At 57.5% G+C, this 23,561-nt stretch carries 22 protein-coding genes; 14 read left to right on the forward strand and 8 right to left on the reverse strand.

Annotated features, from left to right (window positions below; translation table 11 throughout):
• Positions 1 to 28 precede the first annotated feature (28 nt).
• From catA to glnT (J2S62_RS01960), 7 genes are all read left to right on the forward strand, one after another.
• A complete protein-coding gene (catA, locus tag J2S62_RS01930; protein ID WP_310170679.1) occupies positions 29 to 898 on the forward strand; it encodes a catechol 1,2-dioxygenase in 870 nt (289 codons plus the stop codon).
• 1,345 nt (positions 899 to 2,243) lie between these two features.
• On the forward strand, positions 2,244 to 3,638 hold the full coding sequence (gene glnT, locus J2S62_RS01935; RefSeq protein WP_310170683.1) for a type III glutamate--ammonia ligase: 1,395 nt from the start codon (positions 2,244 to 2,246) through the stop codon (positions 3,636 to 3,638).
• Positions 3,639 to 3,718: 80 nt separating this feature from the next.
• Positions 3,719 to 4,795 carry an ammonium transporter family protein gene (locus J2S62_RS01940; RefSeq protein WP_310170685.1) on the forward strand — a complete coding sequence of 359 codons (1,077 nt, stop codon included), beginning with the start codon at positions 3,719 to 3,721 and terminating at the stop codon, positions 4,793 to 4,795.
• A 46-nt stretch (positions 4,796 to 4,841) separates the two neighbouring features.
• The gene (locus J2S62_RS01945; protein WP_310170687.1) at positions 4,842 to 5,735 is read left to right on the forward strand and encodes a class II glutamine amidotransferase domain-containing protein; all 894 of its coding nucleotides are present in this window, start codon (positions 4,842 to 4,844) and stop codon (positions 5,733 to 5,735) included.
• Positions 5,723 to 6,409, forward strand: a complete 687-nt coding sequence (locus J2S62_RS01950; protein WP_310170689.1) for a GltB/FmdC/FwdC-like GXGXG domain-containing protein — start codon at positions 5,723 to 5,725, stop codon at positions 6,407 to 6,409. The genes J2S62_RS01945 and J2S62_RS01950 overlap by 13 nt, the downstream gene beginning before the upstream one ends.
• Positions 6,410 to 6,421: 12 nt before the next feature.
• The gene (locus J2S62_RS01955) at positions 6,422 to 7,750 is read left to right on the forward strand and encodes an FMN-binding glutamate synthase family protein (protein WP_310170691.1); all 1,329 of its coding nucleotides are present in this window, start codon (positions 6,422 to 6,424) and stop codon (positions 7,748 to 7,750) included.
• A 236-nt stretch (positions 7,751 to 7,986) separates the two neighbouring features.
• Positions 7,987 to 9,354, forward strand: coding sequence for a type III glutamate--ammonia ligase (gene glnT, locus J2S62_RS01960; RefSeq protein ID WP_310170694.1), 1,368 nt, complete (start codon positions 7,987 to 7,989; stop codon positions 9,352 to 9,354).
• Positions 9,355 to 9,496: 142 nt separating this feature from the next.
• Here the strand turns inward: glnT (J2S62_RS01960) and J2S62_RS01965 are convergent, their stop codons facing one another.
• Positions 9,497 to 9,949, reverse strand: coding sequence for a hypothetical protein (locus tag J2S62_RS01965; protein ID WP_310170697.1), 453 nt, complete (start codon positions 9,947 to 9,949; stop codon positions 9,497 to 9,499).
• Positions 9,950 to 10,656: 707 nt separating this feature from the next.
• Between J2S62_RS01965 and J2S62_RS01970 the strand changes: the two genes are divergently transcribed.
• Positions 10,657 to 10,929, forward strand: a complete 273-nt coding sequence (locus tag J2S62_RS01970; protein WP_310170699.1) for a hypothetical protein — start codon at positions 10,657 to 10,659, stop codon at positions 10,927 to 10,929.
• Between the two features lie 635 nt (positions 10,930 to 11,564).
• Entirely contained in the window at positions 11,565 to 11,903 is a 339-nt protein-coding gene (locus tag J2S62_RS01975) for a hypothetical protein (RefSeq protein WP_310170702.1), read from the forward strand.
• Positions 11,904 to 12,384: 481 nt separating this feature from the next.
• On the opposite strand, the gene J2S62_RS01980 is transcribed toward J2S62_RS01975, so the two are convergent.
• Positions 12,385 to 12,672 carry a hypothetical protein gene (locus J2S62_RS01980; RefSeq protein WP_310170704.1) on the reverse strand — a complete coding sequence of 96 codons (288 nt, stop codon included), beginning with the start codon at positions 12,670 to 12,672 and terminating at the stop codon, positions 12,385 to 12,387.
• Between the two features lie 296 nt (positions 12,673 to 12,968).
• On the opposite strand from J2S62_RS01980, the gene J2S62_RS01985 reads away from it, so the two are divergent.
• The 4 genes from J2S62_RS01985 (at position 12,969) to J2S62_RS02000 (ending at position 15,959) form a co-directional block, all read left to right on the forward strand.
• Positions 12,969 to 13,406: an SdpI family protein gene (locus J2S62_RS01985; RefSeq protein WP_310170707.1), complete on the forward strand. Its 438-nt coding sequence runs from the start codon at positions 12,969 to 12,971 to the stop codon at positions 13,404 to 13,406.
• A 592-nt stretch (positions 13,407 to 13,998) separates the two neighbouring features.
• Positions 13,999 to 14,316 (forward strand): hypothetical protein, encoded by a 318-nt coding sequence (locus J2S62_RS01990; RefSeq protein WP_310170710.1) that lies wholly within the window; start codon positions 13,999 to 14,001, stop codon positions 14,314 to 14,316.
• A gap of 251 nt (positions 14,317 to 14,567) precedes the next feature.
• Positions 14,568 to 15,041 carry a Cpe/LpqF family protein gene (locus tag J2S62_RS01995; protein ID WP_310170713.1) on the forward strand — a complete coding sequence of 158 codons (474 nt, stop codon included), beginning with the start codon at positions 14,568 to 14,570 and terminating at the stop codon, positions 15,039 to 15,041.
• A gap of 96 nt (positions 15,042 to 15,137) precedes the next feature.
• Positions 15,138 to 15,959, forward strand: coding sequence for a serine hydrolase (locus J2S62_RS02000; protein ID WP_310170716.1), 822 nt, complete (start codon positions 15,138 to 15,140; stop codon positions 15,957 to 15,959).
• Here the strand turns inward: J2S62_RS02000 and J2S62_RS02005 are convergent.
• From J2S62_RS02005 to J2S62_RS02015, 3 genes are all read right to left on the reverse strand, one after another.
• Entirely contained in the window at positions 15,956 to 16,477 is a 522-nt protein-coding gene (locus tag J2S62_RS02005; protein WP_310170720.1) for a hypothetical protein, read from the reverse strand. The genes J2S62_RS02000 and J2S62_RS02005 overlap by 4 nt on opposite strands.
• 93 nt (positions 16,478 to 16,570) lie before the next feature.
• Complete coding sequence (locus J2S62_RS02010) at positions 16,571 to 18,022, reverse strand: protein adenylyltransferase SelO (protein WP_310170723.1); 1,452 nt, start codon at positions 18,020 to 18,022, stop codon at positions 16,571 to 16,573.
• Between the two features lie 102 nt (positions 18,023 to 18,124).
• Complete coding sequence (locus J2S62_RS02015; protein ID WP_310170726.1) at positions 18,125 to 19,408, reverse strand: Nramp family divalent metal transporter; 1,284 nt, start codon at positions 19,406 to 19,408, stop codon at positions 18,125 to 18,127.
• 133 nt (positions 19,409 to 19,541) lie between these two features.
• On the opposite strand from J2S62_RS02015, the gene J2S62_RS02020 reads away from it, so the two are divergent.
• Positions 19,542 to 19,934 (forward strand): ectoine synthase, encoded by a 393-nt coding sequence (locus J2S62_RS02020; protein ID WP_310170729.1) that lies wholly within the window; start codon positions 19,542 to 19,544, stop codon positions 19,932 to 19,934.
• 8 nt (positions 19,935 to 19,942) lie between these two features.
• Here the strand turns inward: J2S62_RS02020 and J2S62_RS02025 are convergent, their stop codons facing one another.
• The 3 genes from J2S62_RS02025 to J2S62_RS02035 all read right to left on the reverse strand — a co-directional run bounded on the left by J2S62_RS02025 (position 19,943) and on the right by J2S62_RS02035 (position 23,529).
• Positions 19,943 to 21,580, reverse strand: coding sequence for a thiamine pyrophosphate-binding protein (locus J2S62_RS02025; protein ID WP_310170733.1), 1,638 nt, complete (start codon positions 21,578 to 21,580; stop codon positions 19,943 to 19,945).
• 2 nt (positions 21,581 to 21,582) lie between these two features.
• A complete protein-coding gene (locus tag J2S62_RS02030; protein WP_310170736.1) occupies positions 21,583 to 22,377 on the reverse strand; it encodes a cyclase family protein in 795 nt (264 codons plus the stop codon).
• Positions 22,378 to 22,473: 96 nt separating this feature from the next.
• On the reverse strand, positions 22,474 to 23,529 hold the full coding sequence (locus J2S62_RS02035; RefSeq protein WP_310170739.1) for a threonine aldolase family protein: 1,056 nt from the start codon (positions 23,527 to 23,529) through the stop codon (positions 22,474 to 22,476).
• Between the last annotated feature and the right edge of the window lie 32 nt (positions 23,530 to 23,561).

Raw genomic sequence — 23,561 nt, forward strand, 5'->3', positions numbered from 1 at the left:
GTAGCGACACAATGAAAGAAGGAAGAACATGTCAAAAGACCAGTACTTAGACGAAGCCCCAGCGGCAGCAACCTCGGGTAACCTCGCCTCGCAGCGCTTCGCCGAGCGCGTCGCTTCATCCCAGGGTGACAAGGTAGTCGATACCGAACGTGTTGATCTGTTGGCCGGTCGTGCCATCAAAGCACTCAACGACATCATCATTGAAGAGCGTGTCAGCTACGACGAGTACAACGCTCTGAAAGCTTGGCTTATCAAGGTCGGCCAAGACGGCGAATGGCCACTGTTCCTCGACGTGTGGCTCGAGCACTCGGTTGAAGAAGTTGCCACCAGCCACCGCGAAGGCAACAAGGGCTCGATCGAGGGCCCATACTACGTCGAAAACGCTCCAGAGCTGCCATGGAATGGCACCATCCCAATGCGTGAAGACGAACCAGGCACCCCGATGAAGTTCTTCGGTCAGGTTCGCTCGACCGACGGTACCCCGCTCAAAGACGCCACTGTGGAACTGTGGCACGCCGACAGCGACGGCTTCTACTCACAGTTCGCTCCGGGGATCCCAGAGTGGAACCTGCGTGGTACTTGGGTGGTCAATGATGAAGCTAGGTTCGAGATGCACTCGATTCAGCCTGCCCCATACCAGATCCCAACCGATGGTGCCTGTGGTCAGCTGATCGCTGCTGCCGGTTGGCACGCCTGGCGCCCAGCTCACCTGCACCTGAAGGTCAAGGCCCCAGGTCACGAGCTATTGACCGCGCAGCTGTACTTCCCAGGGGATCCGCACAACGATGATGACATCGCTTCGGCAGTCAAGCCAGAGCTGATGTTGGATCCAAAACCAACCGAAGACGGCAAGGGTGTCACGGTTGAATACGACTTCGTACTCGATCCAGAAGCCTAAGCAATCAATGGTCGTAAGCTCTTATTAGAGTGAAGCCATAGCAAAAGGAGCGGAGTGATCCGCTCCTTTTGTGTTTTTAACATTGTTGCCCACGTGGGTAGCGCCCCCACCCACCAACCGGAGCCTTCGATCGTCCTGAACAAATTGTGTTGGGGCCTCGGGGTGCCAGCGCGATCGTGCCGGATGCGGACAAATCTCAGCTGAGCTCGGCACCATCGCTAAGCGTTGACCGCCCCCATTTAACTGGTCTTTAACTGGTCGGTAAGGAACGTACTACACACCGGATCGAATGTGGTCTTGGCTCTTAAAAGTAGTGGGCGGCCTGCTGAGGCGCGAGCTACTGATTAGGCACCCAGGTTTGTATCGCCATCGTTGTGGCGTCCCGCGCGCAAGACAGTGTGTTCGCCGGACGGTTTCCCCGAAGAAACAGGCCTTTGTCTGAATGACCTCCATACGGAGCTAGCCTGGAGCCGGGCCGTTATCGCGGGAGAAAAGCGAGAGTAGAACTCATATCTGCCATGTGCACACGGCCTACGCTCGCATAATCCCGTCAGCACCGAAATTGCTCAACAGATTCTTCCGGCTGTGTTTACACCCGGTTGCCCTCGGACGGCAGCGACTCAGAAGAGTGCTTTAGAAACCCGGCCGCAAATTGTTGAAAGTTTTCAACTCTCTTGCAAGATATCCGCCGCTACTCCAGCGAAGATCCGGCCTATTTGGTTTGCCCCAAGTATCCAATGGAAAAAGCATGCCCATGCGAGCAGTCGCTGTTCGCTCCTAGGGAATCTGCGCCTGGGTTCTCGAAACCAAATTGCGTGATTTTCCATTTTCCACTCAAAACCCTTCGCAATTTTGTTCAAAAGTCCTGCGCTCATCCGGTTGTTGAATACAAAGCTTGGAGTGATGACCTACATCACATTAATGGTCTCGCAGAGAGTTGCCAGGGTCCTGAGAGGGCGGGTGCGCTTGCCAGCTAGGCTGCGGTAGCTCTATTGCCCCTAATCAGCCTGGCATTGCAGGCTTAGTGCGGGGCGCGTGGGCTTCGAGGAGGCGGTGGCGGGCGCTGAGTTCCGACGCGCATCGAAGTTTCAATGCAAAGAATCTCTATATGTCAACTATTTTCAAAACCAGAACGATTGTTCCTGTATGCCTAACATGAGTTTCGAGGTCTGTCTAGCCCTAATTGACCCTGAACTTCCGCATGGTTATGCGGTTGACAGTGCTGAAAGCGGGTGGAAAAGTAGCCTTGCATCACTGAGTGGACCTCGGACATTTTTGTCTAAAAGCGCTCTGTGTTCACCCTGAACGAAGAGACCTTGAGTCGCACATCTTGGAGGAGCCATCCATGGCACAGCCCGAAACCGTAGAAGACGTCAAAAGACTGATCGAAGAACACGAGATCGAATTTATTTTCGCCTCATTCACTGAGGTGCAGGGGAAATCCAGCGCCAAGCTCGTTCCGGCCAACCAGGTCGATGCACTGTTTTCAGAGGGTGTTGGTTTTGCTGGCTTCGCCGCAGGACACATCGGCCAGGGACCACAGAGCCCCGACGTCGAGATCATTCCGGATCCAAAAACTTTCCGCATCGTGCCCTGGAAAAAGGGTCTCGCCCACGTCATCGGTGACGTCACCGTCGAAGGCAAGCCATGGGAGTACTGCCCACGCACGATCTTGAAGAACCAGATGAAAAAAGCTGAAGAGCAGGGCTACGTCTTCAAGCTCGGCTTCGAAGCTGAATTCATGCTGGTCGACTACAACGAAGACGGCGAGCTGCGGGTGGCTGATAAATACGACAACTGGCCACGCCCGTGCTACGACGTCAAAGCTCTAACCCGCCAGTATGAACTGATGACCCGCCTGTCCAAGTACGTTTCGGAACTCGGCTGGGAAAACTACGCCGTTGACCACGAAGATGGCAACGGTCAGTTCGAAATCAACGTCACCTTCGCTGATGCTCTCGAGACCGCTGACCGCGCGATCTTCTTCCGCTACATGGTCGATTCCCTGGCCGAAGAATACGGCATGATCGCCACCTTCATGCCCAAACCATTCACCGACAACACCGGTAATGGCTTCCACTACACCATGAGCCTGTGGGACGCAGAAACCGACGAAAACCTGTTCTTGGACGAAAACGACCCACGCGGTCTGGATCTCTCTGAACTGGGCTACAACTTCGTGGCCGGTATTCTCGAGCACGCCCGCGGCTATACCGCCATGGTCGCTCCGACGGTGAACTCGTATAAGCGACTCAAGGCCGGCACCGAAACCATCCGCACCTGGGTTCCCGTGGCCATCACCTATGGTGGCAACAACCGCACGCAAATGATGCGTATCGCACGGTCCGGCGCTATCGAAGACCGCACCCCAGACTTCTCCGGAAGCCCCTACCTGGGCTTCACCGCGGCCTTAGCCGCCGGCATGGACGGAGTGAATCGCAAGCTCGATCCGGGCGAACCCAACGACATGGACCTCTACATCGCACCGTGGCAAGAAATTAAGCGCCGCGGTATCCAAATGTTGCCACACTCGCTGATGGAATCAGTGCACTACCTGGGCCAAGACCAGGTGCTGCGCGAAGCCTTTGGTCAGGTCCCGGTCGATGGCCCATACGGTGAGCCATCGGATGAGACCGAAGCCTTCGTCGACTACTACGCGCGCATCAAACGCGAAGAATACCACGACGTCACCGACGTGGTGACCTCCCATGAAATTAGCCGCTACCTGCGCTTCCCATAACCTGTAGCAGCGCTACGGTCTGATCCTAGGGACGTGACCTTATGAATCTCCTCTCATCACTCATGCCTACCCTCCACACCATGACCAACGTCGTCAACGACCAAACGGCCGAACTGTTCCAGTTCCACCGGGGTCAAGACGTGTTCTTCATGCTGATGCTGGTGGCCTTCCTCATGATGTTCATCCGCCGCTACGAATGGGGCGTCGCACTGGCCACGCTGTTAGTGTTTGCCACCTCATTCCCGCTGTACATGCTGGCCAACGTCGGCATCTTCGGCGCGGCAATCGATGTTGAACTCATCATCGGGGCGGCCTTCTGCGCGATCACCCTGGTGATTGCGATCGGGGTGTTCCTCGGCCATATCTCCACGATCGCCTACCTTGTGGTCGGCGTGCTGTTCGTGCCCGGCTACATGCTCATCGAGTGGTTCATGTTTAGTTTCCTAGACGGAGTACTGGACGCCGGCGGCTCGATCCTGGTGCATATGTTCGCTGCATACTGGGGCTGGGGCGTCATTCTCGGCTTACGGAATAAAGCCGTCAATAATGAACCCGCGGCTACTAGTGTGCATTCTGTATCCTTTGTGTGGTTAGCCTCCATGCTGCTGATGGTGCTGTGGCCTTCGTTCGTCACCGCACTGTTGCCGCCCGAAGACGTCATCCCAGGTATGGCCAATACCTACCTGGCGATGGTGGCTTCAATACTGGCGACCTACCTGATACTTTGGGCCTTGAAACGCACCATTGATCCGTTAGTCTTCACGTACGCCATCCTTGCCGGTGGCGTGGCAATTGGAGCCAGCGTAGACCTAGCTACCCCGTTGCAGTCGTGGATTATCGGATTAGTGGCGGGCGCGGTATCGACACTTTCGTTCCTGTTCCTCGACGAATGGTTGCGGGACAAGACCGGAGTGTGGGACACCATGGGTGTGCACAACCTGCATGGCGTGCCCGGCATCGTTGGGGGATTGGTTCCCATCGTGTTGGGCTTTGCCGGTGGCTCCCAGGCGGTAGCCGTGGTAGGCACCTTGGTTATCGGGTTGGTACTGGGCGTGATCGTGGGCTTGATCCTGCGACTGTTCCCAAGACCAACCGTGATGCTCGACGACGCAGAGGCGTTCCCCGCCGAAGAGATGCGCGCAACAGACCCTGCCTAGCGCAGTACAACTATTCACAGTAAAGAAGAACATAGGAGGTTCATCCATGTGTGGAATCGCTGGAATCCACCTGCGAGACGAATCGCTCGCTCCGCAGCTCGGTTCCTTCCTGCATGAGATGGTCGAAGGTATCGTCGTACGCGGCCCGGACTCAGCCGGGGTTGCGCTCTATGGTGATCGCGAACGTCTGCCGGAAGATTACTCATCCGTGTCCCTACTGGCAGCGCCGGGCGATATCAAAGAACGCCTAGTCGAGAAACTTCCCAATGACGCTGATGTGTCGGTGGAAGATATGTCCGACACCACGTTTATTCGCGCCAAAATGAAAGCCGACGAACTGTTGCGGATCGTACGCGACGTCGCCCCGGAAGCCAGTGTCATCGGTAGCGGCGAGGACAGCATCATTTACAAAGGCATCGGCAACCCGATGGATTTGCGCGACACCTACCGCCTGTCCGAAACCACCGGCTGGCAGGGCGTCATCCACACCCGACTGGCCACCGAATCCGCCGTGAGTGCCGCCGGTGCTCACCCGTACTCGGTCAACGGTCTGTCCATCGTGCACAACGGTTCCTTCTCCAACCACAACACGATCCGTCGTCAGTTGATGGAGGAGGGCTTGGAATTCGACTCCGAGAACGACACCGAAGTCGCCGCCCGTTTCGTGTCGTGGCGGATGCAACAAAAAGGCGACGACCTCGACACCGCCATGCGTCACCTCTCCGATACCTTCGACGGTTTCTACACCCTGCTGGTCACCACCGAAGATAGCTTTGCGGTGGTCCGCGACGAGTACGCGTGCAAACCCGTCATCATCGCAGAGCACCCGCAGTGGGTCGCCATGGCCTCGGAATTCCAAGCCATTGCTCACCTGCCGGGCATTGAAGACGCTGACATTTTCGAACCAGGGCCGGGGAAGGTGTACACATGGAATCGCTAACGGAAACCGTTGTAGAAATTGACCTGAGTGAAAAGAGCCTGCGCGAGCTGAACTCCGAGCTGCACAACCCTACCGCCTCGAACTATCGGGTGCTCAACCCGCGTGGCGGCCACTCGGTAGCAGCCGGTGTCAAAGACCCCATCAACGTCGAAATTGAAGGCGACGTCGGATACTTCTGCGCCGGGATGCACCAGCACGGCAACATCACTATTAACGGTATGGCCGGACCAGGCGTTGCCGAAAACATGATGTCGGGAGTCGTGCACATCAAAGGCCACGCCTCGCAGTCAGCTGCTGCAACCGCGCACGGTGGTCTGCTCATCGTCGAAGGCAACGCCTCAACCCGCTGTGGCATCTCGCTCAAAGGCGGGGACATCGTTATCAAAGGCAACATGGGCTCCAAGGCGGCGTTCATGGCACAGGCCGGACGCATCGTCGTGTGCGGCGATGCCGGCGAGGACCTCGGCGACTCAATTTTCGAAGCGCGCTTGTACGTACGCGGCGAAGTCGCTTCCCTGGGCGCGGACTGCATCGAAAAAGAAATGCGTCCCGAGCACCGTGAGGAGCTCGTGCAACTACTCAAAGATGCCGGCATGGAAGAAGAGGCCAACGACGACGCCTACGTTGATTCCTTCACCCGCTACGGTTCAGCTCGCACCCTGTACAACTTCTGATCTGGAGAGTAAATGAGAAGTCCTGAGGATCGTGGACTCCGCGAGTCCGCAATTTTTGACAAGGCTGCCATCGCAGCCATCCAGCGCGCCGCCGACACGGGCGTCTACCACATCCGGGGTTGGGGAGCCAAGCGCGATGTCCCACACTTTGACGACTTAGTCTTCCTGGGGTCAGCCATTTCGCGCTACCCACTGGAAGGGTATCGCGAAGCCTGTGGCACCGACGTCACGATGGGTGCCGAGAACGCTTCGAAACCCATGACGATTGACATCCCCATCACGATTGCCGGGATGAGCTTCGGTGCACTGTCGGCCCAGGCGAAAGAAGCCTTGGGACGCGGGGCCTCCGCGATGGGCACTTCCACCACGACCGGTGACGGCGGAATGACCGATGAAGAACGCGGCCACTCTTCCAAACTGGTCTACCAGTTGCTGCCATCCCGGTACGGCATGAACCCCGACCACCTGCGCAAAGCCGACGCTATTGAAGTAGTCGTCAGCCAGGGCGCAAAACCAGGTGGCGCCGGCATGCTACTGGGCCAGAAGATTTCCGAACGTGTCGCTGCAATGCGAACCCTGCCACAGGGCATTGACCAGCGCTCGGCCTGCCGTCACCCAGACTGGACCGGCCCGGACGACCTGACCCTGAAAATTCAGGAACTGCGCGAAATCACCGACTGGGAAAAACCCATTCACGTGAAAGTCGCAGCCTCCCGTCCGTACTACGACACCAAACTGGCCGTCGCCGCCGGTGCCGATGTCGTTGTGGTTGACGGGATGCAGGGTGGCACCGCAGCCACTCAGGAAGTCTTCATTGAAGACGTCGGCATTCCAACCCTGGCCGCCGTCGGGCAGGCAGTCAAAGCGCTGAAGGAAATGAATGTCCACCGCAAGGTGAAACTCATCATTTCCGGTGGTATTCGCACGGGTGCTGATGTCGCGAAAGCCATCGCCCTTGGCGCCGATGCCGTGGCCGTTGGCACCGCAGCGCTGATTGCCCTGGGCGACAACGACCCTGCTTTGGCCGAAGAATACGAAAAGATCGGTTCGGCTGCCGGATACTACGACGACTTCCAGCTGGGCAATGACCCGGCTGGGATCACCACGCAGGATCCAGAGCTGTCATCGCGTCTGGACCCCATCGAGGGTGGAAAACGTGTGGCGAACTACCTGCAGGTACTAGCCATGGAAGCCCAGACCCTGGCGCGGGCCTGCGGTAAATCCCACGTCACCCACCTGGAACCAGAAGACCTGGTCGCACTGACCATTGAATCTGCTGCCATGACGGGACTCCCACTGGCCGGCACCGACTGGGTTCCTGGCCGCAACGGCGGGTTCTAACCACTTACACGCGCTGCGTGTGAGACGAAATTAATGCAACACGGGACTGCCGTCCGGGTCACAACTCGGGCGGCAGTGTCGTATCCACCAAAAGATTTCTGAACAGCACCCACACAGCTGGAGGGCTATACGGTCCGTTTGCACAACGTTTAATCGTCACTTATAAAAAGTCACCCACAGGTGCATGGAACAGTCACCAACTAGCTGGTGCCCATGCATTGCAGAGAGGAAATAGCATGACTGACGCACGCGAAAAGATGAAGGAACAGGCCAAAAAAGACGGCATTGAGTTCTTTATGGCCATGGGCACCGAAGTCAACGGTAAGCCCAATGCATCGGTAGCACCCGCCGAATACATCGACGATCTCCTGGACAACGGGGCGGCGTTTGCCGGCTTCGCTGCCGGTGGCCTCTGGCAGGAACCCTCCGACGGCGACATTGCCTACATTCCAGACCCAAGCACCTATACGCGGATGCCGTGGCGCCACGAAATGGGCTTGATGATGGCTTTCCCACATGTTAACGGGGAACCATGGCCATACGCTCCCCAAAACATTCTGCAACGACTGATGAACGAAGTCGAAGAAGAGTTTGGCTGGACCTACAAGACGGGCATGGAACCAGAATTCTTCCTGGTTCGCAAAAATGCCGATGGCAGCATCCGCATCGCCGATGAGCTCGATACCGCCGTGAAACCCTGTTACCACCCCTATGGTATTGAACGCTCCTGGCCGTACCTGTCCAAACTGTCCCGCGGTATTACCGAAATGGGCTGGGGCAACCCTGCGATTGACTCGGAGGACGGTAACGGGCAGTACGAAATCAACATCGACTACTCTGATGCGATGACCACCTCCAACCGCATTATTACCCTGCACTACATGGCGCATGCGCTGGCTTATCAGGATGGTGACGGTATTATCCCGACCTTTATGGGTAAACCGTTCAACGGGAACACCGGTACCGGCCTGAATACCCACTTCAGCCTGTGGGACCAAGACGGCAACAACATCTTCGACGATAAAAACGACCGCTTCGGGCTGTCCAAGACCGCCTACCACTTCATTGCCGGCGTGCTCGAAAACACCCGGGGTATGCAGGCACTGATCGGCTCCAACGTCAACGCGTATAAGCGTATCGGCGTGCCACACCCGACCTCCGGCTCAACTTGGGCACCGACCCACGCCATGTACGGTGGCAATAACCGCACCACCATGCTGCGGATTCCAGACGGTGGACGCGTTGAACACCGCGGTGTTGACGGTGGCGCCAGCCCACACTTGGCCTCGGCCGCTATCCTGGCCGCTGGCATCGACGGCATCCGCCGCGAACTGGATCCAGGAGAATGCATGGAACAACGCAACACCTACACCATGACCCGCAAGGAACTGGCAGGCTACGACCCGTTGCCAGCAACCCTGTGGGAGGCAGCCAACGAGCTCGAACAAAACGACGTCATGCGCAAGGCCATGGGTTCCGGCCCGCACGGTGATTTCGTAGACTTCTTTGCCGAAGAAAAGCGCAAAGAATTCGCCCTGTACCACAACCAGGTCACCCAGTGGGAGATCGACCAGTACCTCCAGGGCCCAATGCCCATGTGGTAAACCACTAACCTTCTAACGAAGACCTTCCAGCGAGACTGGGCCGGTTCATCCGGCCCAGTTTCGTGTTTAAACATGTATGAGCTTCTTCGAGAGAGAAGGTGATTTCAGAGCCCTCTCCACTAGTAAGGGATGCGACCGCGAGCTAGTTTCGTTGCAGTGTGTATTCTGTTGGCATGCCTGAGCTAGGTAGCAGGACTTCTGCTTCGTCTGGTGCGGTGTCAGGTTCGGTAACCACAATGACATTTCGTCGGGCATGGGACCAACCCTCGGGCAACTCCTCGACGTGTGTGTCGTCTGGGATGAGAAATGCTTCCACAGGAGTCTCTAGGTGGATCACCATCGGATCTAAATCCTCAGGACCGCGGCAAGTCGAGGTCGCATCATTGGTCTCCGTCTCTACGGCAATAAAACATAACCCTTGTGTCACGGTGTCTTCATGGTCGGTGCGGGCCATATAGAACTTGGTGGCATCGCGAAGCCCGAGATATCGGAAGTAATGGTCCTCGTTATCTTCCAAGACGGGCTCGTTGAGCTCCACGTCGGGAATATCGTTGTTGTTGGGTGAATTGGCAAAGGCCCGGTACTCTGTTGTCACCGTTCGTTCTGGACCGGATTCAGTTGGTGACTGACACGCGGTCAATACCACAGCGCTGACGCAAAGCCCCGTGATGAATTTGCTTCGAGAATGTGTGAATGCCGGTCGGCTGATGAGTGACATACCCCTCACCTTAGCCGTCATAGTGAGGCCAGTTCTGAGTGCTTCAGTACGAGATTTCGCAGCGTCCTTTGTCGGACTTCGTTTGATCAGCGACGATGTCATCGACCCCAGCAAACACGGGCATACGAAACGCCATGGTCCTTGACGCTCCACGGCAGTTAGAGCTTAATGCCCTCCGTGGACTCGCGAAGACCTATCCTTCGTGTTGAACCGCAGGGGGGCACATGTTACCAGTCTGGCTATCGCACCCCAGCGTGCAGCTCCCGAGACGGTCGAACCGAAAGATAAAACGCCGTTGAATCGTTGTGACTCTATCAGTCGTGACTTGCAACTCCATCTGGCGTCGCGTCTCGTTGCAGCGTGCAATTATCGTGTTGGGTTGGGGCAGTAATTTGCTCCTCGACTTGCTGAGGCGCGCTCTCCGTGTCAATGACGACGACCCCCAGCGAGGCACCCAGGGATGTTGCCTTGGGAGTCCGCGGTAACCACACCCACTTCGTTATCAATTAGGCCGAAAGTAGAGGCATTTACGTCCGTGGAGTTATGGCCTGGTCGTGTGCAGTCATGTGTGCAAGGCTAGAGATATGCTCGCCTCGCAAATACATGCAGTATTCGACATAGAAGACGCTGACTATTTAGTCAGAGAAACGACTTGGAACTGGACAACGATTCAACTTATGATTGTACCTTTTTTAACTGTCATTGCCCTTCTCGTGTTCATTTTTGCGGCGCTCTCCATAGCAAGATCAATGAGGAAAATCGCGGTGAACTCAGAAAGACTCTTGCCTAACGCTACGACCGCAGAGCATCGTGCAGATTTTGCCCAAGAAACGGACGACCCACGTTTAGGCAATTAGCGTTACTTAGCAAAACAGTCAGCAAGCGAAAATAAAACAACACTTCCAAAACCTATACACGACCCCTAGCAGACGGCGAGTTTTTCTATGACCTCCACGAACATCGTGCGTCACGGGTGACCTTAGGGGAGATATTTATTATTCAGCTGACCACAGGTTCACCTAATATTCTGATGGCTTCCCCGCTCTTACCATCCACCATGGAATGGATCGTCATCCTTTTCGGCGCTGTTCATCTTTTGATGTTTCTGTTCTTATTATTTTGGCTACCTAAACAGAAGATGGTGAATCCTGCTGTACGCCTAGTAGGTATCATCGTGGCGCTCCTTGTTCCTGTCATCGGACCACTGGCAGTGTGGTTCGGTGCGCGACGGAACACCGCGACAGGAAAAGAACATGAAGCACACCATCACGCCTCCCGGATAGAGCGTTGACGGCCCAACCATTATTCGCAGGTGACTTCTGAAAATGAGACCCTAACCGTGAAGCGTGACATTCCTTGATCTACGAGCGCCAATACGGAAGCTCAAAAAGGTTGTAATAACGCACGAGGATGAACCACGCAGAGGGCTAGACCAAAACCGTGGCTTCTTCTGTAGAAGAGCTGGGCCCGGATGGTTCTGAACGGAGAGTGTATGCGCAACAGACCACCCGAACGCCGCGTAATCCGCCTCTTTCCCGAGTACGGACGAGACTGGCCGCTGTGGGAGTCTTCAACACCGACCTGGGACGTCGGCTACACCACTACTCCTGAGATGTACGGCTTATCCGAGCAGTTGAGCCAAGACATGGCCCGCTGGAACGCCTTCTGGGAACGACATTTCGACCCCTTCGAGGGGTGGGACAACCACGAGAGTCGTGAACGATGGCGCAGAGACGGTGAACGGATTGCGGCATGCCTCCGCCGTGAAGTCGCGTCGTTCGCCGATGTGTCCTATGAGCCGTGGCCGCTCGAAGATGAGACCTCGGAGTAGACACCGCCACCCGCGCTGCAAAAAGACGCCATTCGAAGTTAACCGTCACAAGTGGGTGGAAATGACATGTTTGAAAAAGCAGAAACATACTGGATAGAAGGTATACGACTACGAATCCAACGCAGGGCTGTGGGCGTGGTGGATATTGAATTTATTGATGCGCCCCAGGGTTCCCTGGGGGCTTCACCGTGGCCCAGACCCCGCCAGCGTCAGAACCATCACCAGATAAGTTACTACAGGAAATACGGCGAACGATATTGTCATATCTCAATGACTCAGCCAAAGATTCTCCCTAGTCGCATTTCAAGCGGCCTGGTAAACGCGCTCTGAACCAGCGATACCGACAAACAAAGCTGCGAGTCACAGCATAACGCCCCTTCAGAAGCCGCTTGCAGAACCGCAGAAATGCGCACTCGAGTTTGCAGACGACTTCCGAAAATGACACTGTGAGCCTCCACGATCTGGTGGTGGATGTGTTTGCCTATGGTCCATGAATGAGTGTGCCAAAAAACATGAGCAAGGGAAACGACAGCATCACTACAGCATTGAGGACCACCCAGAGATAGCGTTTGGAGATCGCCCCAAACACGATGCCGGTGACGCCAAGAACAATCGGGAAAATAATTAATAGCAAGGATGTCCGCCACCCAGTCGGGGTGGGCTCTTGGAACACGAAGAATAGCGTCACACTCAGCACACCAAGGACGAAGGTTATAACTGACCACCGTCTTGCGCGCTGTTGCCCGGGAGTAATAGGCGGCCAAGTCATGTCTGGCTCCTTCCTCGTGAAGCGCCTCATGAACCAGTGTGGCGCTGACCTTATTTACTGAAAGTCAGCCCGAACTATGTAGGCTCAGCGACCGAGGTTCCGCAAACGATTGACGCTCACCAGTCCAGCTGATCACCACAATCACTAACAAGTCTTCAGCACACGATGATGCTACGAGCTGTCTGTTAAAGAACGCATACCCCTTTGTCTACTTATGTCAGAACGCCCAGCTTTGGCGCGATTTCGCCCTTGTACACGTATTGTAGTGCATGTCACGATGCGCTACGGTGGCGTGTATGGACCCTATGCTGCTGATTCTGCCGGGTGGACTTATTCAAGGTGCGTTGATTGTCGTGGCCACCTGCTATTCGGGCAGCGGCAAAAAGGCTGCACGCAACGATTTGCTTGGCATCAGGTTGTGGTCCACGCTCTTTTCTGATGAAGCATGGCGTGCTGGGCACCGGGCCGGCATCTTCTACAGCTGGCTCTTAGCGAGCGTCGCCGTTGTCTCGCTTGCAGTGGGTATCTGGCTGGTCCAATGGGATCCACCACCCAGTGACCTCATCGTCTCCTTCTACACACTCGGCACGCTCGTCACCACCCTAGTGGTGACGGGACTGATGATTCTCCGAGCACACCAGGCTGCAAAGAAAGTGGCTATTGAACAGGTGCTAGTCGAAGAAGGCGAGGAGATCGACGCGCTGCTCGAGCAAGAATACGAAAAGGACCCCTAACAGCGAAGTCGCACCACCCAATCTATGGAGGGAAGCATAAGGACATGGCGAGGAAGTCAGTCAGGCCGAACCCCTTGTTACTCGGGATCGCTTTGGCCCTGTTTGCAGTCTCAACCGTCAGTAGCGTCCTAACCTTCGCAGAGGCCCCGGTAGCGGGCGTACTCTCGGCTCTTGGTGCGATCATTTGGCTCGTTCTAGCGGTGCTCGAGCTTGGGAAAATTCACGCGAACGACTCCAGCCGTTCCTAGGGAGGGCAGTATGAAAAGTCGTAGAACAAGGCTGATCGGATTTCTTCTGGGACTATTCGCTGTCCTAGTCAGTGTATTTGGGAGTATCGCCTGGTTTCTTACCGAAGCATCGTCTACCAACACACTCACCATGATGATCGTCATCGCGTCTTTTGGCGCAATCACCTGTGGTTTTCATATATGGAACAGCATTAGCTCTAACCAAAAAGCCCATTAGCTTGGCTCGTGGGGGTGAGGTGTTGGCTTCGTTCCGCAGCATTTCGCAGCTTCATTTGACGGTTCACAGGTGGTAACCAGCTACCGCGATCTTTGCTTCTAACCTGTGAATGATGTGGACTGGAGGCATGGATCTTTTTCTAGGGACTGTAGCTTGGCTGGCTGGTACCGTGCAGTTTGCCCTCTCGTTTCAGCAGGTGCGCAGGGCGAACCCCGATGAGAAAATCCCGCTTTTCTTCGGACGGCCCAGAAATCATCCAGGAGAGATCTACGTCTACCGGACGATCGCGATCGTTCTGCTGATAATATCTGTTATCGCCTGGGCCGAGCTGCTCGGTTTATGGGCGGTTCTGCTTATTTTGCTCGCGGCCATTCCGACGGTCATCCTTAATGTGCAGCACAATCGTCGCATACAAACGGGGCCATCAGAGCTAGGCAGCGGATAAGAGTAGGAATCTAGAGACTTTGCGCGGCGAGTTCAAGAACATCAACCGCAGTTGGTCAAATTGGCTGTGGAACCGGATCATTTCGTGACCTCTAGGGAAGAGAACCAGAGGTGCCCAAGAAGACTCACTGGCCACATACTAATCTTCGATTCTGCTTGCTCCAGTGGTAGTAATAGGGCCTTTGGCGGGTGCTCGGAGACGGTAGGCTCGTATAACCAGAGGCTTATATCACACTGTCGGAGGAGTGTATCGTGTCATTTGATGGACGTCGTATGAGGGCAGGGATCACTAGTCTCTTACTCGTCAGCGCCGGTTTTGCTTTCGCCTCTTGTGCATCAGAAGAAACCCCCGATGATTCAGCGAATGTCACCCAGGAGTCTCCCGACCAGGCCGTTGATATTCCGGGCGATACCCTTGCAGGCGAGCAATCTCAACGTATCGTAGACCTGCTCAATTCAGATGAAGAGACTACCGCTGAGGACTTCGAAGGACACCTGCACTCCAGTTTCACAGCTGAAGTGTCCGAAGACGAACTCGTCGAGTTATTCAATCAGAATCTTCGCCCTGCTCAGCCCTTTACCGTTACGGACTACGAAGGCGGCGAACGCCAAGCTGTATCCGTCCTGACCAGCCCGGTTTCAGATCCGATGGATATGACAGTCCACGTTGATAACGACGGTCTGATCACAGGGCTACTCTTTACTCCCAGTGAATCCGACGATTGAAGAGCACCGGAGTCGCTGGAAGAACTCACAGAGCGCTTCGAGGATTTCCCTGCCACAGTTCATGCCCTGATCACACCAGCGGACAGCGTAGCACCGTTGAGCGAGCCGTTACTCGACCGTGCCGCTGATGAGCCGGCCCCGCTGGGCTCGATGTTCAAACTCTATGTCCTCTACGCGGTAGCCCAAGCCATCGAGGCCGGGGAGTTGAGCTGGGACACCGTTCTGACCGTGTCAGAGCATAACCGCAGCCTGCCCTCCGGGGAGCTCCAAGACGAACCAGCAGGGACCACAGTGACGGTGCACGATGCCGCAACGAAGATGATTCAGATCAGCGATAACACCGCAACAGATATGTTAATTCAACAGCTTGGTCGAGAGGCTATCGAAGCAGCGGTGCGAGATGCTGGACACCATGACCCAGAGCTGATGGCACCCTTTCCGTCGACACGAGAATTCTTTCAAATCGGCTGGAGCGATCCGGCCTACCTAGAAACGTGGAGCGACGGGACGAAGGAAGAACAGCGTGACTTGCTTGATGAACTGGAGCAGCAACCTATAGATGAGTATGACGTTGCTGTTGGCGGTGACCCGGTTTGGCCCCAGGGTGTCGAATGGTTCGCTTCAGCCGAGGATGTCGCTGCGGTGCACCGGGCCCTGCACGAGCATCCAGACCCGACCATTCGCACAATCCTCGGCGGTCAGTCTGGAGCCGAACAAGAGAAGTGGGATTACGTCGCGTTCAAAGGTGGCTCATCACCGGGCGTGCTAACCGGCAGTTGGTTCATCGAAAACGGTCCTGGCGAACAGTATGTTGTGGTCCTTCAAGCAGCCACAGACGACCCAGCAGGCATTAGCGCGACAACACAAAGAGAATTCTTCGACCTTGCCGACGCTACGTTAGAGCTTGCCACCAACTAGTGCTTGCTCTCTGCCGCTGCATCCTGATCACGTTTCAATGACCACCAAGTGACCCCTCCAGCAGCAAGACCCATGACAGCGCGTGGGAACGGGACGTTGATGCGCCGTAGCCCTTGATCGATTTTCTCATCAGCCCAGAAACTGGCCGCCGTCGCCAATGAGAAAACGCCACCCACGGCGGTGCCCGCGGCAATCAGCGCAGCGGTGCGGCTGGGGCCCTTCGTGCGGAACGCGGCAGGCGGTTCTGGCGGGCGCAAGCTGTCAGGAGTGGACGGCGAGTACTGAGCGACCGCGACTTTCGCAGCGATTTTGCGGCGCATTTTAGGATTCATCACCAGATATGCCGCGCCAGCACCGCCGGCTATTGGCGGGGCCCAGATGAGCCCGCGACGTAACCACGTCGGATAGTTTCGTGCTGGGATAAGCGTCAGCGCTCCGGTCAACAGCCCTTGGGACAGTGGATCATTCAGGAAGTCTGTCAGACGCTGACGAGTGGCTGATGTGGAGCTTTGGCGCATACGGTCAGCTTAGCGATGTGACCGGTCCCGAACAAGGCACGAGCCCGCTCGGTCCTGCGGTTGCGCTGATGTGCAACTCTCCCTGACGGGGATTTAGGTGCCGCAGAACGTCTGGTAGTTCATTGCAAAGGCCACCGGGGCCGGCTGTTCTAGGTGTTCGAAACCTTGTTGACGCTCATAGGGGTTTGTTACCGCAGCGAGCAGCGTATGGAAGGTTTCGAGGTTTTGGTCGGTGACTGCGTCCTGAATCGCATCTTCGACCAGGTGATTTCGGGGAATATAGATCGGATTATGTTGCGCAAGCTTCTCAGCACTGGGGCTGAGATCCAGCCAGTGCCGATACCAGGACATGAGTTCGGGTTCTACATCCGCCGGGATGAGGCCTGACTTAGCGATATCAGCCAGACCAGCAAAGAACCCGGTGAAATCTGTCCCGCTGGATTGCAACTGCTCAAACAGCTGGGTGCTCAAAGATTGCGCATCCTCGTCGGAAGTCAGCCCGAGGCGTTGGGTGAAGCGTTTCGCCCAGGCGCCAGAGTAGACTCTCCGGAAATTCACGACCGCTTCGGTTGCAGCAGTCACTGCGTCATCCTGGGACATGACAAGTTCCTCAGCGGGGTGCATGATGGCTGGCAGCAGCGATTCGGCGAAACGTGCCAGATTCCATTCGGCGATGGCCGGTTGGTTCCCGTAGGCGTACCGACCGGCGAAATCAATTGAAGAAAACACCGCATTGGGATCGAACTTGTCCAGGAACGCGACCGGACCGAAATCGATCGAGTGCCCCGCGATGGTCATGTTGTCAGTATTCATCACCCCGTGGATCAGGCCCACGTGCATCCACTGGGCCAACAATTCGGCTTGGTTCGTGACCACTTGCTCTAGGAGCGCCAGCGCGGGGTTTTCGGCCTCGACGGTGGGGTAGTGGCGAGTCAGGCTGTAGTTGGTGAAACGCTGGAGTAGTTCAAGATCCTGGTGCGCCCTGACGTATTGGAAGGTCCCGACTCGGATGTGCGAGGGACCGGTGCGAACCAGAACGGCCGCAGGTTGTTCGACTTCGCGCAGAATGTTTCGGCCGGTGGTGATGACCGCCAGCGACCGTGACGTTGGGATGCCCAGCGCGTGGACGGCTTCGGAGACGAGGTATTCGCGCAACATCGGCCCCAGGGCGGCATAACCGTCGGAGCCCGGGCGGGAATACGGGGTGGGTCCGGTGCCTTTGAGGTGAATATCTACCAGCGTGTCATTGACGGGTAGTTCACCGGTGAGGATCGCGCGGCCGTCCCCCAGCGATGGCACGTAGTTGCCGAACTGGTGACCGGCATATCCTTGGGCCACCGGCTTGGCCGAATCGGGGAGGTTGTGGCCCAGCAAAAAGTTGATGCCCTCCTCGGTGGCTAACCACTCGGCGTCGAGTCCGAGTTCAGCTGCCAGGCCTCGGTTGAGCAGGACCAGCTGAGGGTCCGGGGAGGGAGCAGGGGTCGCATCTCGAACAAGTTCTGGAAACGCCTCGGCATACTGTGAAGTAAGGTTCGGCAAGCTCATGTATCCGCTCCTAAAAGACTGGGTGCTCATAGCGTAGCTGGCGACCGCCCCTTGCTGATAGGGAATGTGTTCAAGGTGAACACATTGACCTGAAGCACCGATTTAGTTTGGCAACAGTCCGAAGATATCGGCGAACTGGTATCCGGCGAGGAAGACCACGACCGCGACGATCAGCCAACCCAGGATATTGGCCACGGGCCCGTTGGTGTATTTGCCCATGATCCGTTTATTGTTCATGACGATCATCAACAAGATGGCCACGATCGGCAGGAGCAGACCGTTGGCGGCCTGGGCAATCACGATGATCTGGATCGGGTTGAAGCCTGTTAGTGCGATGATTCCACCGACGGCAAGGGTGGACATCCACACGATACGAGACGGTGTGGACCGCAGATCGTTGCTGACGCCCAGCACGCCCGTGATCGCGTAGGCGGCACCGAGTGGGCCGGCCAGGGCTGAGGTGAATCCGGCGGCAAACAGTCCGAGCGCGAACACCCACGGGGCTGCATCTCCCAGCAGTGGGCGTAGTGCTTCGGCCAGATCGCTGCCTTCTTCTGCGGCGAGCCCACGGACGAACATCGACCCGACCGCGGTGACCATGACCGCCAGCGTGATGATGCCGCCGATACTGATCGAGATCGCAGTGTCGGTCCGGGCTTCTTTCATCGCTTTATCGACGGGCATATCGCCCCAGTTCTCTTGGACCAGACTGGCCTGCAAAAAGAGGTTGTAGGGGACCACCGTGGTCCCAATCAGAGCGATCGTCGTCAGCAACGCCCCGGTCGGAATCGAGGGGATAAACATGCCCTGGAAGAGCTCGCCGATGTTGGGCCGGACGATGACCGCGGTGACGACAAAGAGCAGCGCCAAGATCGCGACCATCGCGATGAGCACTTTCTCGATGACCTTGTAGCTGCCGGTCCACAGCAACCCGAACAGCGTGGCGACCAGCACGACCACGATAATACGAATGTCGATGTCAATGACGTTGGTGATGGCTAGTGCGGTCCCGGAGGTGTCACCGCCTGCGTAGGAGGCACCACCGATGCCGATGGCCGCGATAACGAGGATGACCATGAGCGTCCGGGCCGCCGGATTCGTAAATACAGAGCGCATCACTTCGCCCAGGCTGCGCCGAGTACTCAGCCCAAGTCGGGCGGTCATCTCCTGGAGAATGATCGTCGCGATGATTGAAAACACGATCGCCCAGGCCAGCGCATAACCGTAGCTGGCGCCGGTGACAATCGATGTGGTGATCGTGCCGGGTCCGATAAACGACGCGGCAATAATCAGACCGGGACCGAACCGTGAACCGGTCCGTTTGCCTGAGCTCTCGGATCGTGCGGCGTGCGAACCGCTGGTAGGTGTTGCCTCACTATCGGACATCGAGACCCCTCCCGAATCGCAGGACCGGCGTCCGGGACATTCCGGACCACCTAGCAAAGAAACTAATGTAGGAGCAGGCCGCTGCACTATAGCTGAGCTGCGGCTCTTAGTCATCGAATTTCAAGGAGATCCTATGTTCATCCGTTCTATCGACGACGTCCCAAAAATTGAGTGGGGTCAGGGCACCAGCCAGCGCATTCTGACCAAAAAAGACGGCATGGGATTTGCTGTTGCACACACCGTGGTGCGCAAGGGCACCGAGGCCGCCCTGCAGTATCGTCACCACCTCGAGGCCTGTTATTGCATCGGTGGGAGGGGTTATGTGCTCACCGCTGACCGTCAGACCCGTTTCGAAATCACCCCTGGAGTCATCTACGTACTAGACGAACACGATGCCCACTACCTGCAGGGCGGCGAGGATGAGGACCTGATTCTGGTGTCCATTTTCAACCCGCCGATCAACGGCGACGAAGCACACGAACTCGTCGAAGGTGGATTCTCCTCCTACGGCCCGACCGAGGACTGAACTGGGGGCTAGTGGCCTTGGAAGGCTTCGGCCAACCACCACGCGCCGCCGTCGTTGGCGATTTTAGCGTCAATCACCAGCGGGGCAGTAGGCGAAGAGTCCAACCACTCACGCATCGGTGCTAGATCTGCGACCTCGCGTACCGTGATGCCGTCGGCGCCGAAGCCGCGGGCGATCGCGGCGATGTCAGTGTCCGGGAAGACGACATTATCCATGGTGTCGCCGGTGAAGTGGTGGACTTCCGCCCCGTAGGCGGCGTCATTGTAGACCAGCACGACCAGCGGGATCCGGTAGCGCACGGCGGTTTCAAGTTCTTGGATACTCATCAGGAACCCGCCGTCGCCGGTACCCAGCACGGGCAGGCGGCCGGGTTGGGCGAAAGCCGCTCCGATGGCCGTATACAGTCCCAGCCCGATCGACTGGAATGCTTGGGTAAAGCAGAACCCGAACTCATCGGGCACATCAAGATATTGGGATGGATACCCCATGAAGTTGCCCGAGTCGATCGCGACGACGCGTTCGGTCGGCAACAGCTCGTTGAGGCGTTTGGAGACTTCGCGCGGGTCGACCAGTTGGCCGGGCACGGACAGGTCCTCGGTCTCGGTTTGGTCCCAGCGAGCACCGGTGGCAATCCGTTTGGCGATGTCAGCGGTCCGATAGCGCGGTGGTTGTCTTGTGGACAGGGCAGCCATCGCATCGGTTGCGGTGGCCCCGGCATCGGCGACCACACCGACATCGACCGGACGATGGGCGCCAATGGCCGCATCGTTGACATCAATCTGGACGATCTTGGTGTCGGCGCCGATGAGTTTGCCGCCGCGCATCGTCCACATGTTCAGCGCGGTCCCAAAGGCTACGATGAGATCTGCGTCGGTAATCAGCTCGGCGGTCAGCGGGGCCGAAAACCCACCGGAGATGCCCAGGTTATAGGGATCGTCGTTGAACAACCCTTTGGCTACCGCACTGGTGGCCAGCAGCGCTCCGGATTGCTGCGCCAGTGCTGTAATCTCTGACTTGGCGCCGCGGCCACCGCGCCCAGCAATAAACACCGGACGCTCAGAGGCCTCAAGCAATTCGACGAATTCAGTCAGCGAGCGGGGATCCGGTCGCTGGGTCCGGGCCGGTTCGACATGAAGCCCGGCAATGCTGCCCACCGCAGGGGCTGCCTGGACATCCAACGGCAGGTTCAAGACCACGGTGGTGCGTTGCCGCAGTGCGGTCCGGTAGGCGCGCATCACATCGGCAATGGCGGTTTCGGGGGTGTGGACCCGGTGGGCGGCAGCACCCAGGCTGGTGGCAAATCCGGCCTGGTCCATCGCAAAGTTTGAATGCACCGCACCCCGGGACGCTTCGGCGGCCAACACGAGCACGGGCGAATCGGATTTCGCAGCTTCCCCGATCCCGGTGGCCGCATTGGTCAGCCCGCACCCTTGGTGCAGCGACACCAGGGCGACCGAATCTGACATCCGGGCGTAGGCGTCGGCCATGGTTGAGGCGCCACCTTCGTGGCGGGCTGCGGTAAAGGGCACGCCGGCGGAGCGCAACGCATTAGTCACATGAAAGTTGCCGGAACCGACCACCCCAAAACAGTGCCCGGCACCCAGCTGACCTAATAGTGCCCCAATTTGTTCCGCAACTGTGGTCATGCTTAGCCTTCCACCAGCGCAAAAACGCGGCACGGCGAGGCGGTGCCGTTAACAATCGGCAACGGTGAAATCACGACGACGGCCCCGCGGGTCGGCAGCTTGGCGAGGTTCTGCAGCGAGGTGATGCCGTATTTGTCGTTGCCCAACAGGTGATAGTGGATCGGGAAGGGTGGATCCAGCTCGGCGGCGTTGCCCGCGTCGATGCCCACGGTTTCCACCCCGATCCCGGAGATCTTGGTGTTTTCGGCTAACCAGCGGGCGCATTCAGACGAGAAGCCCGGGGTATGGGAACCGTTCTCATCGGCATTCAGGAACGCTTCTTGGTCATCGGAGTACTGGTCCCAGCCGGTGCGGAACAGCAACCAGCCGTTCTCGGGCAGCGGGCCGTGTTCAGCTTCCCACGCTTTGATGTGTTCGACTTCGATCAAAAAGTCGGGGTCTTGGGCTGCTTCGGCGCTAAAATCCAGCACCACGGCCGGTCCGATGAGTCGCTCGGGTTCGATCGAGGCGACATCTTTGCCGTCCTTGCCGGTGATCCAGTGGATCGGGGCGTCAATGTGGGTCCCGACGTGCTCACCCTGGGTGAAGTTGTTGTGCGCCCAGAAGGGGCCGGCATCGTCGTACTGTGCGACGTTTTCCAGACTAAAGTCCACCAAGTTGGCGAACGGTTCTGGCAGCCGCAGGGTCGGGGTGGACTCCGAGAGCGTATTGGTTAGATCATGAATCAGGATGCTCTGATCGGCCAGGCCGGCAGCCAGCTGCGTCAAGCGCGTGCTCGAGGTGGTGATTGGGGTCATCGGGGGTGCTCCTGGTGTGCGTGCGCGAGTGTCGTACCCGCACCAATATAGTGTGGTCCAGGTCATGTTTAGGTTGTGTGGCGCAATGCTGCGGGCTTAGCCGCGCAGCACGTCGAGCAGTTCGGTGACCTTCTGGCTCGTGGTGGCCCAAGAACACACCAGCCGCACGATCGGCAGCCCAGCCCCGTTGGTGCCCCAGAGGTGGACGATATAATGTTCGCGCAATCTGATCAGCAGACGCTCGGGCATGGCCGCCAGCACCGTATTGGCCGCGGGTGCTTGCACGTCGACCCCATTGATGGTCGCCAATCCAGCGGCCAGTTCAGCGGCTGCTGTGTTGGCCGCGGTCGCGTTGCGGTGCCACAACGAGGTCCCGAACATGGCGTTTAACTGCGCGGACAGGAAGCTGGTTTTTGATGCCAGTTGGGTCGAGTATTTGATGATCGGGGCCAGCACGTCCTGGGGTACCCGATTGGAGAGCACGACGACAGCGTCGGCGCCCATCGCTCCGTTTTTGGTTGCGCCCAGCGAGAGGATATCTACCCCCAGCGCGGTGGTCGCACCGTGGAGGTCTTGACCCAGCGCGGCAGCGGCCTGCGAGAGCCGCGCGCCGTCCATGTGGATGGCCAGCCCGGCCTCGTGCACCGTATTACACAGTTCGGTGAGCTCTTCAGCGGTGTAGACCGTGCCCATTTCGGTCACCTGGGAAATCGTGACCGCGGTCGGCTGGACGGCTTGTGGGTTGCCCGCATCCGAAGCGAGCACCTTTGCGACATCGGCCGGGTTGAGCTTGCCCTCGCGATGTGGTTGGGGTTTCAGGCTGAGCCCGGCGCGCACCGGGGCCGAGGACTCGGAAGTATAAACGTGGGCGGTGTCGGCACAAATCACCGAGCTGTGCGGATGCGATACGGCCTGCAGCGCCACGATATTCGCCCCGGTCCCGTTGAACACCGGAAAACCATAGGCGCCGCTGCCGAAGGTCTCGTCGATGAGCTCATGGAACTCATCGGTGATCTCATCAGCACCGTAGGCTGGGGCGTCGGTGTTGGCGGCGGCCAGTGCTGCCATGATTTCAGGGTGTGCCCCGGAAATATTGTCGGAAGCAAAGTGTGGGTCAGCGCCGGGCGCGTGGAAACGTCGCGAAGTCTTCATGCTCCCATTGTCTCACTCGGCTGTCGTCCCGC

This window comes from Enteractinococcus fodinae, from assembly GCF_031458395.1.
Classification (GTDB): Bacteria; Actinomycetota; Actinomycetes; order Actinomycetales; family Micrococcaceae; genus Yaniella; species Yaniella fodinae.